General features: G+C 57.3%; 15 protein-coding genes and 1 pseudogene. 4 read left to right on the forward strand and 12 right to left on the reverse strand.

Annotation, left to right across the window (positions count from 1 at the left end; genetic code table 11):
* Window positions 1-990 precede the first annotated feature (990 nt).
* From FE781_RS18235 to FE781_RS16855, 7 genes are all read right to left on the reverse strand, one after another.
* Window positions 991-1,071: an IS3 family transposase gene (locus FE781_RS18235; RefSeq protein WP_138790788.1), complete on the reverse strand. Its 81-nt coding sequence runs from the start codon at window positions 1,069-1,071 to the stop codon at window positions 991-993.
* Between the two features lie 223 nt (window positions 1,072-1,294).
* The gene (gene ppdK, locus FE781_RS16830) at window positions 1,295-3,985 is read right to left on the reverse strand and encodes a pyruvate, phosphate dikinase (RefSeq protein ID WP_138790776.1); all 2,691 of its coding nucleotides are present in this window, start codon (window positions 3,983-3,985) and stop codon (window positions 1,295-1,297) included.
* Window positions 3,975-4,163, reverse strand: coding sequence for a GapA-binding peptide SR1P (locus tag FE781_RS16835; RefSeq protein ID WP_246068228.1), 189 nt, complete (start codon window positions 4,161-4,163; stop codon window positions 3,975-3,977). The genes ppdK and FE781_RS16835 overlap by 11 nt, the downstream gene beginning before the upstream one ends.
* Window positions 4,142-5,188: a type I glyceraldehyde-3-phosphate dehydrogenase gene (gap, locus tag FE781_RS16840; protein ID WP_138790777.1), complete on the reverse strand. Its 1,047-nt coding sequence runs from the start codon at window positions 5,186-5,188 to the stop codon at window positions 4,142-4,144. Before gap ends, FE781_RS16835 begins: the two co-directional genes overlap by 22 nt.
* A 40-nt stretch (window positions 5,189-5,228) precedes the next feature.
* Window positions 5,229-6,434: an alanine racemase gene (gene alr / locus FE781_RS16845; RefSeq protein WP_211346393.1), complete on the reverse strand. Its 1,206-nt coding sequence runs from the start codon at window positions 6,432-6,434 to the stop codon at window positions 5,229-5,231.
* 92 nt (window positions 6,435-6,526) lie between these two features.
* Window positions 6,527-7,660: an alanine dehydrogenase gene (gene ald / locus FE781_RS16850; protein WP_138790779.1), complete on the reverse strand. Its 1,134-nt coding sequence runs from the start codon at window positions 7,658-7,660 to the stop codon at window positions 6,527-6,529.
* A gap of 141 nt (window positions 7,661-7,801) precedes the next feature.
* Window positions 7,802-9,034 (reverse strand): PucR family transcriptional regulator, encoded by a 1,233-nt coding sequence (locus FE781_RS16855; protein ID WP_138790780.1) that lies wholly within the window; start codon window positions 9,032-9,034, stop codon window positions 7,802-7,804.
* A 237-nt stretch (window positions 9,035-9,271) separates the two neighbouring features.
* Between FE781_RS16855 and FE781_RS16860 the strand changes: the two genes are divergently transcribed.
* Window positions 9,272-10,675: an amino acid permease gene (locus tag FE781_RS16860; protein ID WP_138790781.1), complete on the forward strand. Its 1,404-nt coding sequence runs from the start codon at window positions 9,272-9,274 to the stop codon at window positions 10,673-10,675.
* Window positions 10,676-10,893: 218 nt separating this feature from the next.
* On the opposite strand, the pseudogene FE781_RS16865 reads toward FE781_RS16860, so the two are convergent.
* A pseudogene (locus tag FE781_RS16865) lies at window positions 10,894-11,312 on the reverse strand (VOC family protein).
* Between the two features lie 207 nt (window positions 11,313-11,519).
* Here FE781_RS16865 and FE781_RS16870 point away from each other — a divergent pair.
* From FE781_RS16870 to FE781_RS16875, 3 genes are all read left to right on the forward strand, one after another.
* On the forward strand, window positions 11,520-11,699 hold the full coding sequence (locus FE781_RS16870) for an H-type small acid-soluble spore protein (RefSeq protein ID WP_138790782.1): 180 nt from the start codon (window positions 11,520-11,522) through the stop codon (window positions 11,697-11,699).
* 27 nt (window positions 11,700-11,726) lie between these two features.
* Window positions 11,727-11,888 carry a hypothetical protein gene (locus FE781_RS17585; RefSeq protein ID WP_170209585.1) on the forward strand — a complete coding sequence of 54 codons (162 nt, stop codon included), beginning with the start codon at window positions 11,727-11,729 and terminating at the stop codon, window positions 11,886-11,888.
* Between the two features lie 115 nt (window positions 11,889-12,003).
* Entirely contained in the window at window positions 12,004-12,921 is a 918-nt protein-coding gene (locus FE781_RS16875; RefSeq protein WP_170209586.1) for a VanW family protein, read from the forward strand.
* Window positions 12,922-13,056: 135 nt separating this feature from the next.
* Here the strand turns inward: FE781_RS16875 and FE781_RS16880 are convergent, their stop codons facing one another.
* The 4 genes from FE781_RS16880 to FE781_RS16895 form a co-directional block, all read right to left on the reverse strand.
* Window positions 13,057-13,500 carry an Hsp20/alpha crystallin family protein gene (locus tag FE781_RS16880; RefSeq protein WP_138790784.1) on the reverse strand — a complete coding sequence of 148 codons (444 nt, stop codon included), beginning with the start codon at window positions 13,498-13,500 and terminating at the stop codon, window positions 13,057-13,059.
* A 181-nt stretch (window positions 13,501-13,681) separates the two neighbouring features.
* The gene (locus FE781_RS16885) at window positions 13,682-14,713 is read right to left on the reverse strand and encodes a FecCD family ABC transporter permease (RefSeq protein WP_138790785.1); all 1,032 of its coding nucleotides are present in this window, start codon (window positions 14,711-14,713) and stop codon (window positions 13,682-13,684) included.
* Complete coding sequence (locus tag FE781_RS16890) at window positions 14,714-15,766, reverse strand: FecCD family ABC transporter permease (RefSeq protein WP_138790786.1); 1,053 nt, start codon at window positions 15,764-15,766, stop codon at window positions 14,714-14,716. It abuts the gene before it with no gap.
* Window positions 15,767-15,809: 43 nt separating this feature from the next.
* A complete protein-coding gene (locus tag FE781_RS16895; protein ID WP_138790787.1) occupies window positions 15,810-16,754 on the reverse strand; it encodes an iron-hydroxamate ABC transporter substrate-binding protein in 945 nt (314 codons plus the stop codon).
* Window positions 16,755-17,038: the final 284 nt, after the last annotated feature.

Genomic DNA, 17,038 nt, shown 5'->3' on the forward strand with positions numbered 1-17,038 from the left:
TACTTCACCGTGCGTTGTTTAAACTCTTCGTTGTAATGCTGCCGTTGTTCACCCATGTGAACACCTCCTAGATAAGCTTATTATCAAGCTTCTCCTAAGCTGGTGTCCACTTTTTATTCTAGCTGCACTTCGATTCACAACGGATTGGTAAAATTGATCCAGGCTCGAACGAAACTCTTCCAAGCTCATCCGGTTCCAGTTCGCCATTTCAATCTGCTTTAACAGCAAGGACAGCGCCGACTTCGCTTCTCTTTCCGTGAGCCGGCCTACCTTCTCCTTGATCCGATGCAAACGATTTTCCTCCCTTGCCGAACGATTGAGATACATGGGAAAATGCTTATGAACGCGATAAAAAATTACCGCTTGCCGGCCATCGATAGGCACTCGGCAAAAAGCCGGATCAGTACGGCGGGACGCATAGTCGATCCCAGCTACAGGATCGGCGCGGTGTGCGAATGCTGGATCAGCGCTGTGCGTCAGCGCGGTCTCAAATGCAGATATACACTTCAAGAGTCGGAGCAGATGCCGAAATGTTTCCCTGTAATGCAATTGTACACTCCCGCTTCGCTGCCGACTGCCCGGCGCACGTAGATTCGTCCAAGGAAATGTAATTTCGCATTTAAACGGACAAAAAAATGCAACGAAGCGTCTTCGTTCGAAGCATCCTTTGGCATCCCTTACGGGCGTCCAGTACATTCTAACATATCGAATATTTGGCGCAAAATAGTTGTAGAAAAAATCCAGCCAAAGGAGAGTGCGTGTTTTGGAAAGAATCGTTATACTGGCGATTATGTTCTTGATAGGGTTTATTTTCTTAATCTCTCCTCTGCCTCTCCCAGATGTATTCGTTCACGATGCTCTTGACAGTCTAGGAGCCGTTCTAAAAACATTCTGAGCCTAATCGGGGTTGTCCTGATGATTTATTCCGCGGCCAAAAAAATGATCTGAACTGCACCCCGTCAAGTAGACCCTAAAAAAAATAAAAATCGGTTAAGCGGCCTTGGTCCTGAATTCCATAGGACTGAGGCCGTTTAGTTTTGCCTGCAATCGCTCGTTATTGTAAAAGTAAATGTAGGATCCATGTCTTTTTTGAGTTCCTCAAAAGTACTGTAATAGCTTGACCGTGGAATCCCGGCGATTTCACACAAGTGTATTAGGCATAAAAAAAGCTCCCTTTACAGCAGCAGGTTTTATTATTTCACCTGTCTACCTTAAGGGGAGCATATCACCGCGGGAACAGCCCCTTCTTTATATTTATGTCGGTCGCATCCCCGATCCGGACAAGCCTTCTCCGTTATCCCCGCGCCCGGCCGCCGAGCGCAATCCGGGCCTGAGCCGCGGCGATGCGCGCCTGGGGCACCCGGTACGGGGAACAGCTTACATAGTCGAGACCGATCTCGTGGCAGAAGAAGATCGACTGTTTGTCGCCGCCGTGTTCGCCGCAGACACCCGCCTTCAGATGCGGCTTAACCGCCCGGCCTTTCTCTGTCGCCCATGCGATCAGTTGGCCTACCCCTTCCGTATCGAGCACCTGGAACGGGTTGTGCGGCAGCAGCTTATGCTCGACATAATGAGTCAGGAACTTGCCTTCCGCATCGTCGCGGCTATAGCCGAATGTCATCTGCGTCAAATCGTTGGTGCCGAAGGAGAAGAAGTCGGCCTGCTCCGCGATCTGGCGGGCGGTCAGCGCAGCGCGCGGCACCTCGATCATCGTGCCGACCTTGTACGCGAGCCCGCTTCCCGCTTCGCCCAGGATTCGCTCCACCACGCGGTCGATCAGTTGCCGCATCAGACGCAGCTCGTTCACATGGCCGACAAGCGGGATCATAATCTCCGGCACGACGCGTACGCCTTCCGACAGGCACACCGCCGCCGCGCGGAAAATAGCCTCCACTTGCATCTCGTAAATTTCCGGGAACACGATGCCGAGCCTGCAGCCGCGCTGGCCGAGCATCGGATTCGCTTCATGCAGCGCACGGACTTTGCGAATCCATTGCTCCAGCTGCTCTTTCTCGGAGGCCCCCGCTAACGCCGAATCTTCCGCGTCTGCGGCAGCTCCCAACTCTTCGAGCACCGACAAGCGGATGCTGCGCTGCAGCAGTTCCTCCAGATTGGGCAAAAACTCGTGCAGCGGCGGGTCGAGCAGCCGGATCGTCACCGGCAAGCCGTCCATGGCGCGGAACATGCCTTCGAAGTCTTCCTGCTGCATCGGCAGCAGCTCGGCAAGCGCCTTCGCGCGCTCCTCGGCTGTCTCGGCCATAATCATGCTTTGCACGACCGGCAGACGGTCCGAGCCAAAGAACATATGCTCGGTCCGGCATAAGCCGATGCCTTGCGCGCCGAATTCGCGCGCTCTCCGCGCGTCTTCCGGGTTGTCCGCGTTCGTCAGGACGCGCAGCTCCCGCACCTCGTCCGCCCAGTCGAGCAGTTGTGCCAGTTCGGGAGTAATCTCCGCCTCTTTCAAGGTGATGCTGCCGTGAATGACGCGTCCGGTCGCGCCGTCGATCGAGATCCAATCGCCCTCGCGGACGGTGCGTTCCCCGACCGTAAACGCGCTGCCGTCGATGCGGACCGACTCGCAGCCGCACACGCACGGCTTGCCCATGCCGCGCGCCACGACAGCGGCGTGACTCGTCATGCCGCCCCGGCTCGTCAGCACGCCTTCGGCCGCCAGCACGCCGTGAATGTCTTCCGGGGTCGTCTCCGAACGCACCAGGATGACGCGTTTGCCCCCCTTCGCCCACTGCTCCGCCGTATCGGCGTCGAACACGGCCTGTCCGGTCGCCGCTCCCGGCGATGCCGGCAATCCGACGGCCAATACGTCCATCTCGGCCGAGGAATCGATCGCACGGTGCAGCAATTGGTCCAAATGCGACACTTCGATGCGCTGAAGCGCTTCTTCTTTCGTGAGAATGCCCTCCCGCACGAGCTGCACCGCGATTTTCACCGCCGCTTGCGCCGTCCGTTTGCCGTTGCGGGTTTGCAGGATATACAACTTCTGTTTTTCCACGGTGAACTCGATATCCTGCATATCTTTGTAGTGGCGCTCCAGCAGCTCCGCCGTCTGCGCGAGCTGCGCGAATACGGACGGCAGTTCCCGCTCAAGCTGCCCGATCGGCAGCGGCGTGCGGATGCCCGCCACGATGTCTTCCCCTTGCGCATTCGACAAAAATTCGCCGAACAGCGCCTTGTCGCCCGTGGACGGATTGCGCGTAAACAGGACGCCCGTGCCGCAATCGTCCCCCATGTTGCCGAACACCATCGTCTGGATGTTGACGGCCGTGCCCTGATCGTCCGGGATATGGTGCACCTTCCGGTAGAAAATGGCGCGCTGGTTGTTCCAAGACAAAAACACCGCTTCGATCGCTTTTTCCAATTGCTCGTACACATTTTGCGGGAACGGAACGCCCGCGTGCTTCTCGGTCAGCTTCTTGTATTGTTCAATCAAGCTTTTCCAGCCTTCGACCGTCACTTCCCGTTCTTCGGCGAAGCCATTCGCCTCTTTCATGCGTTGCAATTGCTGCTCGAACCAATACGAGTCGATTCCGAGCACAACGTTGCCGTACATCTGAATCAGCCGGCGGTAGCAGTCGTAAGCGAAACGCGGGTTGTTCGTGACCTCCGCCAAACCTTGCACCGTGTCGTCGTTCAGACCGAGGTTCAGAATCGTATCCATCATGCCCGGCATCGAAGTCACCGAGCCGGAACGGACGGAGACGAGCAGAGGCTGCTTCCGGTCGCCGAAGATTTGGCCTTTTTGCAATTCGAGCTGCTGCATCGCCGCGAAGACCTGCTTCAGCAGGCCTTCCGGCAGCACGCCGCCGCCGGCGTAAAAAACGCGGCATGCCTCCGTCGTAACGGTGAAGCCCGGCGGCACGGGCAAGCCGACCTTCGTCATCTCCGCCAGATTGGCGCCCTTGCCGCCGAGCAGTTCCTTCATGGAAGCGCTGCCTTCCCGAAATTGAAACACCCATTTAGTTCCCATCATCCGTTTTGTCTCCTTTCGGGTTGCGGCAAAGTTCGCTCCCGCATTCTCCGTAAAACAGCTTGACCCCGTTCGTCGGCAGCGTATCGATAATTTCTCCGCAGTGGCGGCAGACGAGCGTGCCGAGATGCAGCGGCGGCCGTTCCGCTCCTTTTATCATGCCCATGCTTTGCTCCATCGTTCGCTCACCCTTTCCGCTTGTTGTCCGGCGACATGCGCGACGAAATCAAGCACCCGGCAGGCGTACGCCCATTCGTTGTCATACCATGCCAACACCTTCAATTGCCTTCCCGAAGCCATCAGTGAAAGTCCGTCGATCACCGCCGACTTGTCATTGCCGATGTAGTCCGACGACACAAGCGGCAGTTCGTTGTACTCGACATAAGGCGCGAGATCCCCTTGCGCTGCTGTCCGGAACGCTTGCCGCACGTCTTCTGGGGTTACCGGACGGCGCACCTCGGCCGTCAAATCGACAAGCGAGACATCCTGCGTCGGCACGCGCAGCGACAACCCCCGAATGACGGGGGCCAGATGCGGCAGCACCCCGGAGAGCGCTTTGCCGACCCCGGTGGAAGTCGGAACGATTGATTGCGTGCAGGCCCGCGCGCGCCGCAAATCCTTGTGCGGATTATCGAGATGGTTCTGATCGTTCGTATAGGCGTGAACCGTCGTCATCCAGCCGGATTCGACGCCGAACGCGCGGTCGAGAATATGCAGCACCGGGGCCAGACAGTTCGTCGTGCACGATGCCGTGGACAACAGCGTATGCTTGTCCGGATCGTAGCTCGCTTCGTTGACGCCCATTACCACCGTCAAATCCAGATCTTTGCCGGGCGCCGTCACGACTACGCGCTTCGCCCCCGCGGCCAAATGCTTCTCCGCTCCCGCCCGGTCGTTAAACTTGCCGGTGGCGTCGATCGCGATGTCAATCCCGTGCCGGTCCCATGGCAGCAGCGCCGGATCACGCTCCGAAACAAAAGCAACCTCCTGCCCGTTGATGACCAGCTTCTCCTCTTCGGCGCGAATGTCGGCGTCCCATTTGCCGTGCACCGTATCGTACTTCAGCAAATGTGCCACCGTCCCGATCGGGCTTGTCGAATTGATCACCTTCACTTGCGCCCCCGGAATGCCGGTCGTGAACGCTTTTCTGATCAACAGTCGGCCGATTCTGCCCGTGCCGCTGATCGCCACCTGCTGGTTCATGATGACCTCCTATGGTGTGTAGTTTAAATAGCCGGATGATTCAGCGGAATAGCCGGAATTCCTCGGGAATCCGATCCGCATGCGCGAGCACATGGTTGACGGTTTCGACGACCGTCGATCCCCGCATGTATACGCGGGGAACCCGCTTGCCAACCGTACAGACGAGCTCGTAATGGATGGTATCGAGCAGGGACGCCATCTCTTCGACCGGCAGACAGCCGTCTTCGCCGCAACCGAACAGGATCGCTTCATCCCCTGTCCGAACGCCGGGGACGGCGCTGACATCCACCATCGTCTGGTCCATACATACCCTTCCGACGATCGGCGCATGGCGTCCCCCGATCCAGACGCCGCCCCGGTTGGACAATCGCCGGGACAGACCGTCGGCATAACCGACCGGAACGGTCGCGATCAGGCTTGGCCGTTCCGGCCGATACGTGCAGCCGTAGCCGATCGGCTGTCCGGCGGGCACTTGCTTCAATGACGCAACTCTGGTTTTCCACCGCATCGCCGGCAACAGCTCGGGCATTACCGGCACAGGGCCGGAATACGGGGACAAACCGTACAGGCTGATGCCGACCCGGACCATACCCAGATGCATCTCGGGAAAACGCAATGTCGCGGCGCTGTTGCAGCAATGCTTGACCGGGACCCGGATTCCGTTCCGTTCCAAGTGTTCGATCATGGCGAGAAACGTTCGGAACTGGCCGCGGGTGTACGTCTCGTCCGGACTGTCAGCGCTTGCAAAATGCGTGAAGATGCCTTCCAGCCTGACCCACGGCGAGCTTGCCGCCGTTCGCGCCAAGTCGAGGGCCTCGTCGCGGTCGGTCACCCCGAGCCGCGTCATGCCCGTATCCGCTTTCAAATGCACGTCGGCCTGCTGCCGAAGGCGTGCCGCGCTCTCGATGACGGTGTCGAGATCGTCTCTGGCGAACACGGTGATGGCGATGCGGTGCTTCACAGCCGCTTCGACGGATGCGGGAGGCATGTATCCCAGCACAAGGATGGGGCAATCGATACCTGCCGCCCTCAGTTGCAAAGCCTCGTCCAGCAGAGCCACGCCCAGCCAGTCGGCCCCGGCTTCAAGCGCCGCCTTGGCGATCTGAACCGCGCCGTGACCGTAACCGTCCGCCTTGACCACCGCCATAAAGCGTGTAGAAGGCCGCAATCCCGCCTTGATCGCTTTTACATTATGCGCGATGGCGTCGAGCGAAACTTCGGCCCAAGTCTGCCTGTAACTGAACATGATGGATACGCCTCCGTTCTGGCCGCGTGGCTGTCCGACACGGCGAGTTGCAAAACCCCTCCAAGATGAACCCGGAGGGATTTTGGCATCGATTACAGGACAGACGGAAGCTTTTCCAACGCTTTCTCGACCGGGACATACTCGTGACCGAGGCTGTCGGCCACCGCTTTGTACGTAACGCTGCCCGCCGCGACGTTGACCCCTTGAAGCAGCGCCTTGTTCTCCTGCACCGCGCGAATTGCGCCTTTGTTGGCGATCTGCAGGGCATACGGCAAGGTGACATTGGTCAGTGCGATCGTCGACGTTCTCGGTACGGCGCCCGGCATATTTGCGACGGCGTAGTGCACGACACCGTGTTTGACGAACGTCGGGTCGTCGTGGGTCGTAATGCGGTCGACGGTTTCAATGATTCCGCCTTGGTCGATCGCCACATCCACAACGACCGAACCCGGCTTCATGGAGCGGATCATGCTCTCCGTCACCAGCTTCGGCGCTTTTGCTCCCGGAATGAGCACCGCGCCCACAACCAGATCGGATTCCGCCACCGCCTCGGCGATCGCAAACGGGCTGGACATCATCGTTTGAATGTCGCTGCCGAAAATATCGTCCAACTGGCGCAGACGATCCGGATTCAGATCGATGATCGTCACTTGCGCGCCGAGTCCGACAGCGATTTTCGCCGCGTTGGTGCCGACGATGCCGCCGCCGATTACCGTCACTTTACCGCGCTTCACGCCGGGTACGCCCCCAAGCAGAATGCCTTTGCCTCCGTAAGGCTTTTCCAAGAATTGCGCCCCGATTTGCGTCGCCATCCGGCCGGCCACTTCGCTCATCGGCGTAAGCAGCGGCAGCGTGCGGTTCACTTCGACCGTTTCATAAGCGATAGCGGTAACGCCTTTTTCCATCAGCGCCCGGGTCAATTCCGGCTCCGCCGCCAGGTGCAGGTACGTGAACAGAATCAGTCCGTCGCGGAAATAACCGTATTCGGACGACAGCGGCTCTTTTACCTTCATGATCATATCGGCGTTGGCCCAGACGTCGGCCGCTTTCTGCAGAATCGTCGCGCCAGCCGCGGCGTAGTCCTCGTCGGTGAAACCGCTTCCCAAACCGGCATTTGTTTCGATCATCACCTGATGGCCGGTTTTGACGAAAGCGTCGACACCCGCCGGGGTGATCGCCACCCGGTTCTCGTTGTTTTTAATCTCCTTCGGAATCCCGATTCTCATGCGTTTATCTCCCCTTTGATAGCGGTCTACCGCAAGTATAAGGGAGAAAGCGCTTTATTTCGTTGTTCCGAATCGAGAAAATATGTCCGGGTCTTTGTGAAAATTCACAAACGCCTCATTCCGAAGCGGTACGTTTTATTATTATTCCTCCATTTTTTCCGACTTTAAATCCAGATAAAGCGTGACCTTCTGATCCATGCTGTTCAGGTCGATGCCCCCGATCTCGGCGATACGCTTCAATCGGTAGGTGAGCGTGTTGATATGCACATGCAGCAAATCCGCCGCGACCTTGATATTGCTGTCGCTGTTCAAGTACACTTCCAGCGTCTGCAGCAGACGGGTGTGGTGTTCGCCGTCGTATTTCCGTATTTTGCGCAAGACCGGATTCTCGAACCGGTGCATTTGCTTTTCCCGCAAGATATATGGAAGATAACGGTAATAACCCGAATCGGGGTAGTAAAACACCGATTGCGTCTCCTCGGGGAACCGCCGCTTGATCTGCAGGAGCGTCGAGGCTTCCTGGAAACTGCGCTCGACCATAGCATAGTCGTCGTAAATCATCCCGCTGCAGCTTTGCACGGGGGAAATTCCGAAACGCTGCTTCATTTGGCGGAGCATGCGATGAAGCGGCTCTCTCTGTTCCTCCTCGTCGCTCACGGCGTGGGAAGCCGCCGCCAACAGGATCAATTGGGAATCGGTCACCGCATGCAGAACGACCCGGACGAACGGTGTCGTCTCCAGCGTATATCGAATTTGCTGGTGAAGCTTCTCGGAGATGGGCGCATCGAACTGGAACACCGTCACGTGATACCGTTCCGGCAATTGCAAATCCAACTGCTTCGCCCTTTCCCGTATCATGTCGTCGGATTGCAGATGACCGGTCAGAAGCTGCCAGAAAAAGTCGTGATAGCTCTTCTCCTCCTTGCGCGATTTCATCTGAAGCTGGTTCAATTGCGATTTGGCGGCTTCGGCCGCCCGCTTGAGCTGGTGCAGTTCCCGTTCGCCGAGAGGCTCGTTCTCTTCCAGCACCCAGATAAAACCCAGCACCTCTTGATTTTTGCGGATGGCGACCGCCACCCGGTCCCCCAGCCCGATGTCCTGCATCGCGGAGATGCGGATAGGGATATCGCTCTGCAGCAGACGCTTCATCACTCCGTCTCTCCACAACGCGCTGATCACTTTTTCCGGAACCTTGCGTCCCATGATGGTCGAGATCCGGGCGGGGTCCGTCATCTGTTCATGAGAGCTGTATGCCAGCAGCCGATGACTGGCGTCCTCAATCGTTACCGGACAACGAAGCTCGTTATAGATGGCATCGGCCAGCATATCCAGATTATCGAATCCTCGATCAAACGGATTGGTGTCCAGGTTCATCCTCAACTCTCCTGCATCAATTTTTGCCAAAAGCAGGCACATCGCCCCAACCGCAAGTTGGCATTTGTAGAATACCACAAAAGAGCTCGTAAAATTTCTCACTATGAAACAAATCCGAAGATTTCATTTTGCAGTACGATAAGGAGGCCGACAGAAACGAATGGACGAACCCGTTAATCTTCGGCATATTTCACCTGGAATGACAGCGCTTCCAAAAATGTTGAAAGGGGTTTCAGCATGAGCAATCGTCAAAACACAACCGAGTTGAACCGGGGGCTTCAGCAACGGCACATCACGTTGATGTCCCTGGGGGCGGCGATCGGGGTCGGATTGTTCCTCGGCTCCGCGTCCGCCATCAAATTGGCCGGCCCCGGCATTCTGCTGGCCTACGCCCTCGGCGGCCTCGCCATCTTCTTCATTATGCGCGCGCTTGGGGAAATGGCCATTCAAAACCCGGTCGCCGGCTCCTTCAGCCGATACGCCCGCAACTACATGGGACCTCTGTTCGGATATTTGACCGGCTGGAACTATTGGTTTCTGTGGGTTATCACCTGCATGGCGGAAATTACGGCCGTCGCCGTATATATGGAGTTCTGGTTCCCGGACGTGCCGCGTTGGATCTGGGCGTTGGCCGCTCTGGTCATTATGAGCTCCGTCAACCTGATTGCCGTCAAAGCCTACGGCGAGCTGGAATTCTGGTTTGCGCTGATTAAAATTGTCGCCATCATCTCCATGATCATCCTTGGAGCCGGCATGATCGTCTTCGGTCTCGGCAACGGCGGCATTCCCGTAGGCATCCATAATTTGTGGGATAACGGCGGATTTTTCCCTAACGGCTTGAAGGGCGTGTTCTTGTCCCTGCAGATGGTGATGTTCGCTTATCTGGGGATTGAAATGATCGGGGTTACCGCAGGCGAGGTGCAAAACCCCAAAAAGTCGCTTTCCCGCGCAATTGACAGCGTTTTCTGGAGAATTCTCATTTTCTACGTCGGCGCTCTGTTCGTGATCATGTCCATTTATCCTTGGAACGAAATCGGACAAAAAGGCAGCCCGTTCGTTATGACCTTCGATCAATTCGGCATTCCGTATGCGGCGGGCATCATTAACTTTGTCGTGCTGACGGCGGCCTTGTCCTCCTGCAACAGCGGGATATTCAGCACCGGCCGCATGCTGTTCAATCTGGCCCAACAAGGAGAAGCTTCTCCGAAATTCAATCAGTTGACCAAAAACGGCGTGCCCGGAACCGCCATCCTCGTCTCCGCGGCGGCGCTGCTCGTGGGTGTCGTACTGAACTATCTCGTACCGGAAAAAGTATTCACCTGGGTAACCAGCATCGCCACGTTCGGCGCCGTCTGGACCTGGGCGGTCATCCTGCTTTCGCAGTTGCGGTTCCGCAAAACCTTGTCCGAATCCGAGCGCAGCCAGCTTGCTTACAAAATGCCGTGGGCGCCTTACAGCTCCTATCTGTCTTTGGCGTTCCTGGCCCTTGTTATCGGCTTGATGGCTTATTCGCCGGATACCCGGATCGCCCTGGTGGTCGGCCCGATCTGGTTTGTGTTCCTGATTGCGGTATACTACAAAAAGGGATTGCACAAAAAAAACGAAATGCTTCTCGTGAAAAACGATAAACTGGCAGGCTGATTCGAAGGCTTTCGCAGCCGCATTATGAAAGGGCTTACCGATAAGAAGTCATTGATAAACGCGAAAAAGGATGGCTTTATGGCCGTCCTTTTTCGCTTGATGTTCCTGTTTATTTAAATTTTAGGTATACACCCAGTTGTTCCTCTTTCAATAGTCAAGACACATACGCGCTAAATGAAAAATGACGCACCAAACTGTTGTCAGTTTGTCGTCTGCGATCAATCCCCAAGCCACAGGTTGATTTGCCAATTGATCCCGAATTTATCCGTCAGGCTGCCGTAAAGTTTGCTCCAGAACGTTTCTTGAAGATCAACCTGCACGGTTCCGCCTTCCTTGAGCTTCTGGAAAACAGAGCGGACTTCTTCCTCGCTTTCGCTGACAAAAGCAAGGCTGATGTTGTTGCCTGCGTTAAAAGGCATGCCGGGGAAAACGTCCGAGAACATGACGTTGCTTCCGCCAATATTGAGCCGCGTGTGCATGATGAGGTTTTTCGCTTCCTCCGGGAGAGGATATTCCGGGTTGGGGGGCGCTTCACCGAAGATCATCAGTTTCGGCTTTTCCGTTCCGAACACTTGGCGTAAAACTCGACCGCCTCCCGGCAATTTCCATTAAAGTTCAGATAGACATGAACCGGCATGTCCTAAACTCCTCCGTTTTGTTAAGAGATGTTACTGCCTATCCTGTTGTCGCATTCCGCGCAATCAAACGCAACCCGGACCGCCGAAAACAGCCTCGCGGCGGATAACCCCCGCCCGACCGGCGCACCCTATACGCGTGACGAGCGGGTGTTACGGCCTGAAAGGGACGTCCCCGCGCAACAACGATCAGGAGGTGCCCTGCGCCCATGTACAAACAGCGAGCTATCGAAATTGCCAATTCGCCCGTCATGGCGAACGTGAAGTATCAAGGCATGCCGATCTACATCCAGCATGTCGACGAGCGGAACGAAACCGCCCGCATCTACCTGCTGGCCCAGCCGGAGAATGAAATGGACGTGCCGCTGGACAGTCTGCGGGAAGAATGAGTCTTCCGGGAAGGAGCGATGGGAACGTTGACGGATCAACAGGAACGGCGTCCGAAGCGCGAGCCGACCGTCGCGCCCGGCATGGATACGCATAACAGCCTGGAGGCCGAGCCGACCGACGAGGAATTGGCCAAGGGCGAGTACACCAGGGTTACCAGACTGTATTTGGACCGGACGCCGGACGATTAAGACACGCCCTTTCGATTTCCAACGGGAAGTCGGGAGGGCGTCTTTCATGTTCTTCGGCAGGTTGGACATCTTATACTAAGCGAATGAGATCCGGGAAACGCGAGGTGCGTCCATGTTGATTTGGATCAGAATCGCCGGAGCTCTCTTGATGATGCAGCCAGCCGGCATGCCGGACAACCTGTTGATCGAACATGGGGAACAGATCGTCGCGGACGTTCAACGCGAGGACTATGCCATCCCCGGCGCGGACCTGATCGACATGGACAAATTCGATAAACTGCTTCACATTTTGGACCGGCGCGTATATGAAGCTCCCGAAAACGCCAAAATCGACGGGCACGGCCGGATCGTCCCCGAACGGCCGGGATTCAAATTAAACCGCAGGCTGTTCGCCGAGCAGTTTTTCGCTTATTACTTCGGAAGCGGGAGCTCGACGATCCGCGTTCCGCGTTTTACGTTGTACGCTAAAGTGGACAGCGAATTGTTGGCCCACTTGCGCGTCAAACAAATCGGATATTATGTGACTTATTACAATTCCGGCAACGCGAACCGCTCCCATAACATTGCCTTGGCCGCCAAAGCCATCGACAGCCAGGTCGTCTTTCCGGGGGAGATCTTCTCGTTTAACCGTACCGTCGGCCAGCGGACGGCGGAGAAAGGATATGTGGCCGCCCCGATCATCGTCAGAGGAGAACTGTCGGAAGGAATAGGCGGAGGGATCTGCCAGGTATCGTCCACCCTGTTTAACGCCGCCGACAGAGCCGGACTGAAGATCGTCCAGCGTTATTCGCACAGCCGAAACGTCTCTTACGTGCTGCCGGGCCGGGACGCGACCGTGAGCTGGGGCGGGCCGGATTTCGCCTTCCAGAACGCCTACAACCAGGCGGTCCTGATCCGGGCGTTCGCCGGCGGAGGCCGGATGCAGGTCGCCGTCTATTCCTCCGATCTGATCGAATACAAGCCGCGGGAAGTCCCGGGTATAACCGAACGCTTGCCGGAGGAAATCTCGACCCGGATGAGTTCGTCCCCGTAGATTGCCGCGTTCAACCGCCGAAGAGCCTCCGGCATCGATTGCCGAAGGCTCTTTTGTTCACGCCGGTCGCAGCGTATAAATAAAAACGGAATCCGGGCTTATTCCCGCCCGATTCCGTTATCCGCCGTTTTTCGCTTAATGAAATTGAACGTCGATCCGTTTCTTCGAGTCGCCCTTCAGCTTCGGCATGCGCACCTCAAGCACGCCGTTTCTGTAACTGGCCGTCACGCCTTCGGATGATACGTCCGCAGGCAGCGAGATGGACCGGTGAAACCGCCCGACGAAGCGTTCCTGCCGGTGCATGTGCTCCTCCTTCACCTCGTTGACCCGATTGACGGTTCCGCTGACCGTCAACCTATTGCGGTCAACTTCGATATGGACGTCTTCTTTTTTCTCCAGCCCCGGTATGTCGCAGGTGGCCACCACTTCGTTTTCCGTCTCGTACACATCCGTGTGGATATGCCCGAACCCTTTGGCAAATCCGGCGTCAAACGGGGAGAAATCGTTGGACCAAAACCGGTCCAGCTCCCTTCTCACATTCTCCAAATGTCGAAACGGCTCATAAGGTATGAGCGCCATTGCGCATCCCTCCTGTATTCTTGGCATTACAACTATCTGATTCCCGAAAACAAGCGGGAATATTCCTCGAATAATCGACGCATCGCCGAAAGGAGCATGCTCCGCAAAGCGCTTGCGCCCGATCCGAACCAAAAAAAGCTTAACCGGGAACCTGACGGTTCGCCGATTAAGCTTTCTCCGATTACGACCGGGCTTTGGCCAGCAGATAAAGAAAATAAGGCGCGCCGATTACGGCCACGACGATTCCCGTGGGAATCTCGCTGGGCTGCATGATCAAGCGGGCCAGCGTATCCGCCGTGATCATCAACAGCGCTCCGGCCAAGGCGGAAGCCGGCAACAAAATCTGGTGCCGCGGGCCGACGAGTTGTCGGGCCAGATGCGGCGCGATCAGACCGACGAAGCCGATGCCGCCGCTGACGGCGACGCAGGAGCCGGCCAGTCCGACCGAGGCGCCGAGCAGCATCAATCGTTCCCGCTCGATGGGAGCGCCGAGTCCGGCCGCCGTATGCTCGCTCAGATTCAACACGTTCAGCACCCCGGCCTTCCATATCACGAAGGGCAGCAGCACCAGCAGCCAGGGGAACAAGGCCGACACGAAGCTCCAGTTCGAGCCCCAGATGCTGCCGGCCAGCCATTGCGCCACAAATTGATAACGCTGCGGGTCCAGAGCGAGCGTCAGAACGATCATCGCCGCGTTGATGCCGGCGGCAACGGCGACGCCCGTCAAAATCAAGCGCGTCGGCGACAAGCCTTCATGCCGCTTGAAGGCCAGCACATAGATCAGCGCCGCCGCGAGGCCCGCACCGGCGAACGCCAGAACCGGCAGCAGATAGACGGGCGCGTCGGCGTTCGTCGGGAAGAAGGAAACGAACAAGATCACCATCAAGCCCGCTCCCGAATTGATGCCGAGAATTCCCGGATCGGCCAACGCGTTTCGCGTCAGTCCTTGCAGCACGCATCCGGATACGGCCAGTCCCGCCCCGACCAGTATGGAGATCACGATGCGGGGAAGCCGGAATTGAAGCAGGATCAACTCTTGTTTGGCGGTTCCCATGCCGAGAATCGTCTTGAGCACATCCAGAGGCGCCAGCCGGGTATAACCCGTGTTCATGCTGATCACGAACATCGCCACGATGAACAGTCCCATCGCGGCAAGAACGGCGGCCGACCGGGCCGATTTGCGTTTGGCCTCGCGGGAGGTTCGAGCTTCCATTTACAGCTCCCTCCTCTCTTTGCGCGCCAGGTAGAGCAGGAACGGAACTCCGATCAAGGCGATGAGTGCGCCCACCGGCGTCTCGAACGGAGGGTTGATCATCCGCGCCGCGATATCCGCCACGATCATCAGCAGACTGCCGAGCACCGCCGAGCACGGAATGATCCAGCGGTAGTCGACTCCGACCAGAAACCGCGCCACATGGGGGACGACGAGTCCGACGAAGCCCACCGCCCCGACGGCCGACACGGCGGCTCCGGCCAGCACGATGACGATGACGATCGCAGCCAGCTTCACCAGTCCCGTCCGCTGTCCGAGACTCGCCGCCACTTCTTCGCCCATGCTGAGCAGCGTAATGGAACGGGACAGCAGCATCGCGCAGATCAACGCGGCGGCTACCCAGGGAAACATCAGCTTCAGTTGAATCCACTTCGTGCCGGCTACGCCTCCCGCATACCAGAACGCCAGATCTTGTCCGATGCGGAAGTACAGAGCGATCCCCTCGCTGAGCGCCACGAGCAGGGCGCTGACAGCCGAACCCGCAAGCATGAGCCGGATCGGCGTCAAGCCGTTGGGCGACAGCGAACCGATCCCGTAGACGATGCCCGCGCCAAGCGCCGCTCCGATAAAGGCGTACAGAATCAGATTCAGATACGACACCCCCGGGAAAAAAGCGAAGCAGATCGCCAGCACGAACCCCGCCCCCGCGTTCAGGCCGAGCAACCCGGAGTCCGCCAGCGGGTTGCGGGTCATACCCTGCATGATCGCGCCGGCCACGGCGAAGCATGCGCCCACCATCGCTCCCGCCAACGCCCGCGGAAGCCGCAGCTCTTGAATGACCTGATGCTGCGTCAGCTCGGGATTGAATCGGAAGACGGCCTCCCAGACCGTACCAAGCTTGATGTCCGCCGCTCCGACCGAGATCGATATCGCAAGTCCCAGCGCGACCGCGACCAGCCCCCCGATCAGCACAGCCGATGCCGCCAGAGGCCGGGTGCGCAATCGGGGCGGAGACGTTCGCTCCTCCGCTTCAGCCTTCGTATGAGAGGCCATGAATACCACCCTTTACGGTGCGAGATGTCAAGGTTTGTATCGTTTACGGCTTCGTCAGGCTGTCCACGATAAAGTCGAATTGCGCTTCCAGAGAAACCGGATCGTTAAAGAAGGACGACTTTGCGTCGATCATAAACACCTTCTGCTTTTTCACGGCGGGGAGCCCTTTCCAGATGCTGCTGTCGTATACGACCCGAGGATCGGAGTCGTCTCCGCCCCATGCGCTCGTGAAAATATAATCCCCCGCGTACTCGGGCAGCAGCTCCAGCGACAGACTCGCCCAGCCCGTGCCGCTGTCGATCGCTTCCTTCTGCGTAAGCGCGGGCGCTTTCAGCTTGAATTCGCCGTAAATGATCTCGCCGCCGCGTCCGAAGTTGTGACCGAATGCGTAGATGCCTTTCGCATACGGTTGCAGGATGGAGACGGTTTTGTCCCCGACGGCCGCTTGAACTTTCGGTTTGGCTTCGGCGATTTTTTTGTCCCAGTTCGAGATCCAGGCCTCGGCTTTGTCTTCCCGGCCCGTCATTTTGCCGATTTCCCTCAGTTGCTGGCGGTAATCGTACTTGCCGTACTGAATGGCGACGGTGGGCGCGATTTTTTCCAGCTTGTCAATTCCTTCCGCGCCGGCGAACGCGACGATCAGATCCGGCTGCAGCTCGACGATCTTCTCTGCGGACTGGCCGTTTCCGATGCTGGAGATTCCGTCGGTTTTCCCCTTGAAATAAACGTTGCTCAACGCGTTGTCCGTCAGTCCGACCGGCTTGATGCCAAGCGCCAGGAAATATCCGGCGTAGCTGTCCGCGACAACAACGACGCGCTTCGGATTTTTCGGAATCCGGACATCTCCGTTGTCTGCCGCATATACGATTGTTTCGTCGCCGCCCGCTTCTTCCTTCGTATCGGAACCGGCTCCGCAAGCGGACAACAGCCCCGCGATCGACAGGATCAAAATCATGGCGAGCGTGCGCGTCCATTTAATGGTTGACATGTGTGGACCTCTCCCAATCTGGTTGATATTGAAATTCATTATCATTCTATAAGAGGAGAGCGAAACACGCAAGTTTTTCTTGCGCCGACAAAAACAATTCAACTGTTTGAAAAATTCCGACACCGGACAAGCAAACGCAAAAACGGCCGCCCCCGATCTGATATGCTCCCCTTAAGGTAGACAGGTGAAATAATAAAACCTGCTGCTGTAAAGGGAGTTTTTTTCATGCCTAATAAACAATATAGTGCGTCGGAGAAATTCGCCATCCTACAGGAAATCGAAAG

The sequence above is a fragment of the Paenibacillus thermoaerophilus genome, from assembly GCF_005938195.1.
GTDB classification, from domain to species: Bacteria; Bacillota; Bacilli; order Paenibacillales; family Reconciliibacillaceae; genus Paenibacillus_W; species Paenibacillus_W thermoaerophilus.

Coding starts and splice junctions, on each gene's coding strand:
- ppdK (WP_138790776.1), bottom strand. CDS start 3,985: ATGGGAACTAAATGGGTGTTTCAATTTCGGGAAGGCAGCGCTTCCATG.
- FE781_RS16835 (WP_246068228.1), bottom strand. CDS start 4,163: ATGGAGCAAAGCATGGGCATGATAAAAGGAGCGGAACGGCCGCCGCTG.
- gap (WP_138790777.1), bottom strand. CDS start 5,188: ATGAACCAGCAGGTGGCGATCAGCGGCACGGGCAGAATCGGCCGACTG.
- alr (WP_211346393.1), bottom strand. CDS start 6,434: ATGTTCAGTTACAGGCAGACTTGGGCCGAAGTTTCGCTCGACGCCATC.
- ald (WP_138790779.1), bottom strand. CDS start 7,660: ATGAGAATCGGGATTCCGAAGGAGATTAAAAACAACGAGAACCGGGTG.
- FE781_RS16855 (WP_138790780.1), bottom strand. CDS start 9,034: ATGAACCTGGACACCAATCCGTTTGATCGAGGATTCGATAATCTGGAT.
- FE781_RS16860 (WP_138790781.1), top strand. CDS start 9,272: ATGAGCAATCGTCAAAACACAACCGAGTTGAACCGGGGGCTTCAGCAA.
- FE781_RS16870 (WP_138790782.1), top strand. CDS start 11,520: ATGTACAAACAGCGAGCTATCGAAATTGCCAATTCGCCCGTCATGGCG.
- FE781_RS16880 (WP_138790784.1), bottom strand. CDS start 13,500: ATGGCGCTCATACCTTATGAGCCGTTTCGACATTTGGAGAATGTGAGA.
- FE781_RS16885 (WP_138790785.1), bottom strand. CDS start 14,713: ATGGAAGCTCGAACCTCCCGCGAGGCCAAACGCAAATCGGCCCGGTCG.
- FE781_RS16890 (WP_138790786.1), bottom strand. CDS start 15,766: ATGGCCTCTCATACGAAGGCTGAAGCGGAGGAGCGAACGTCTCCGCCC.
- FE781_RS16895 (WP_138790787.1), bottom strand. CDS start 16,754: ATGTCAACCATTAAATGGACGCGCACGCTCGCCATGATTTTGATCCTG.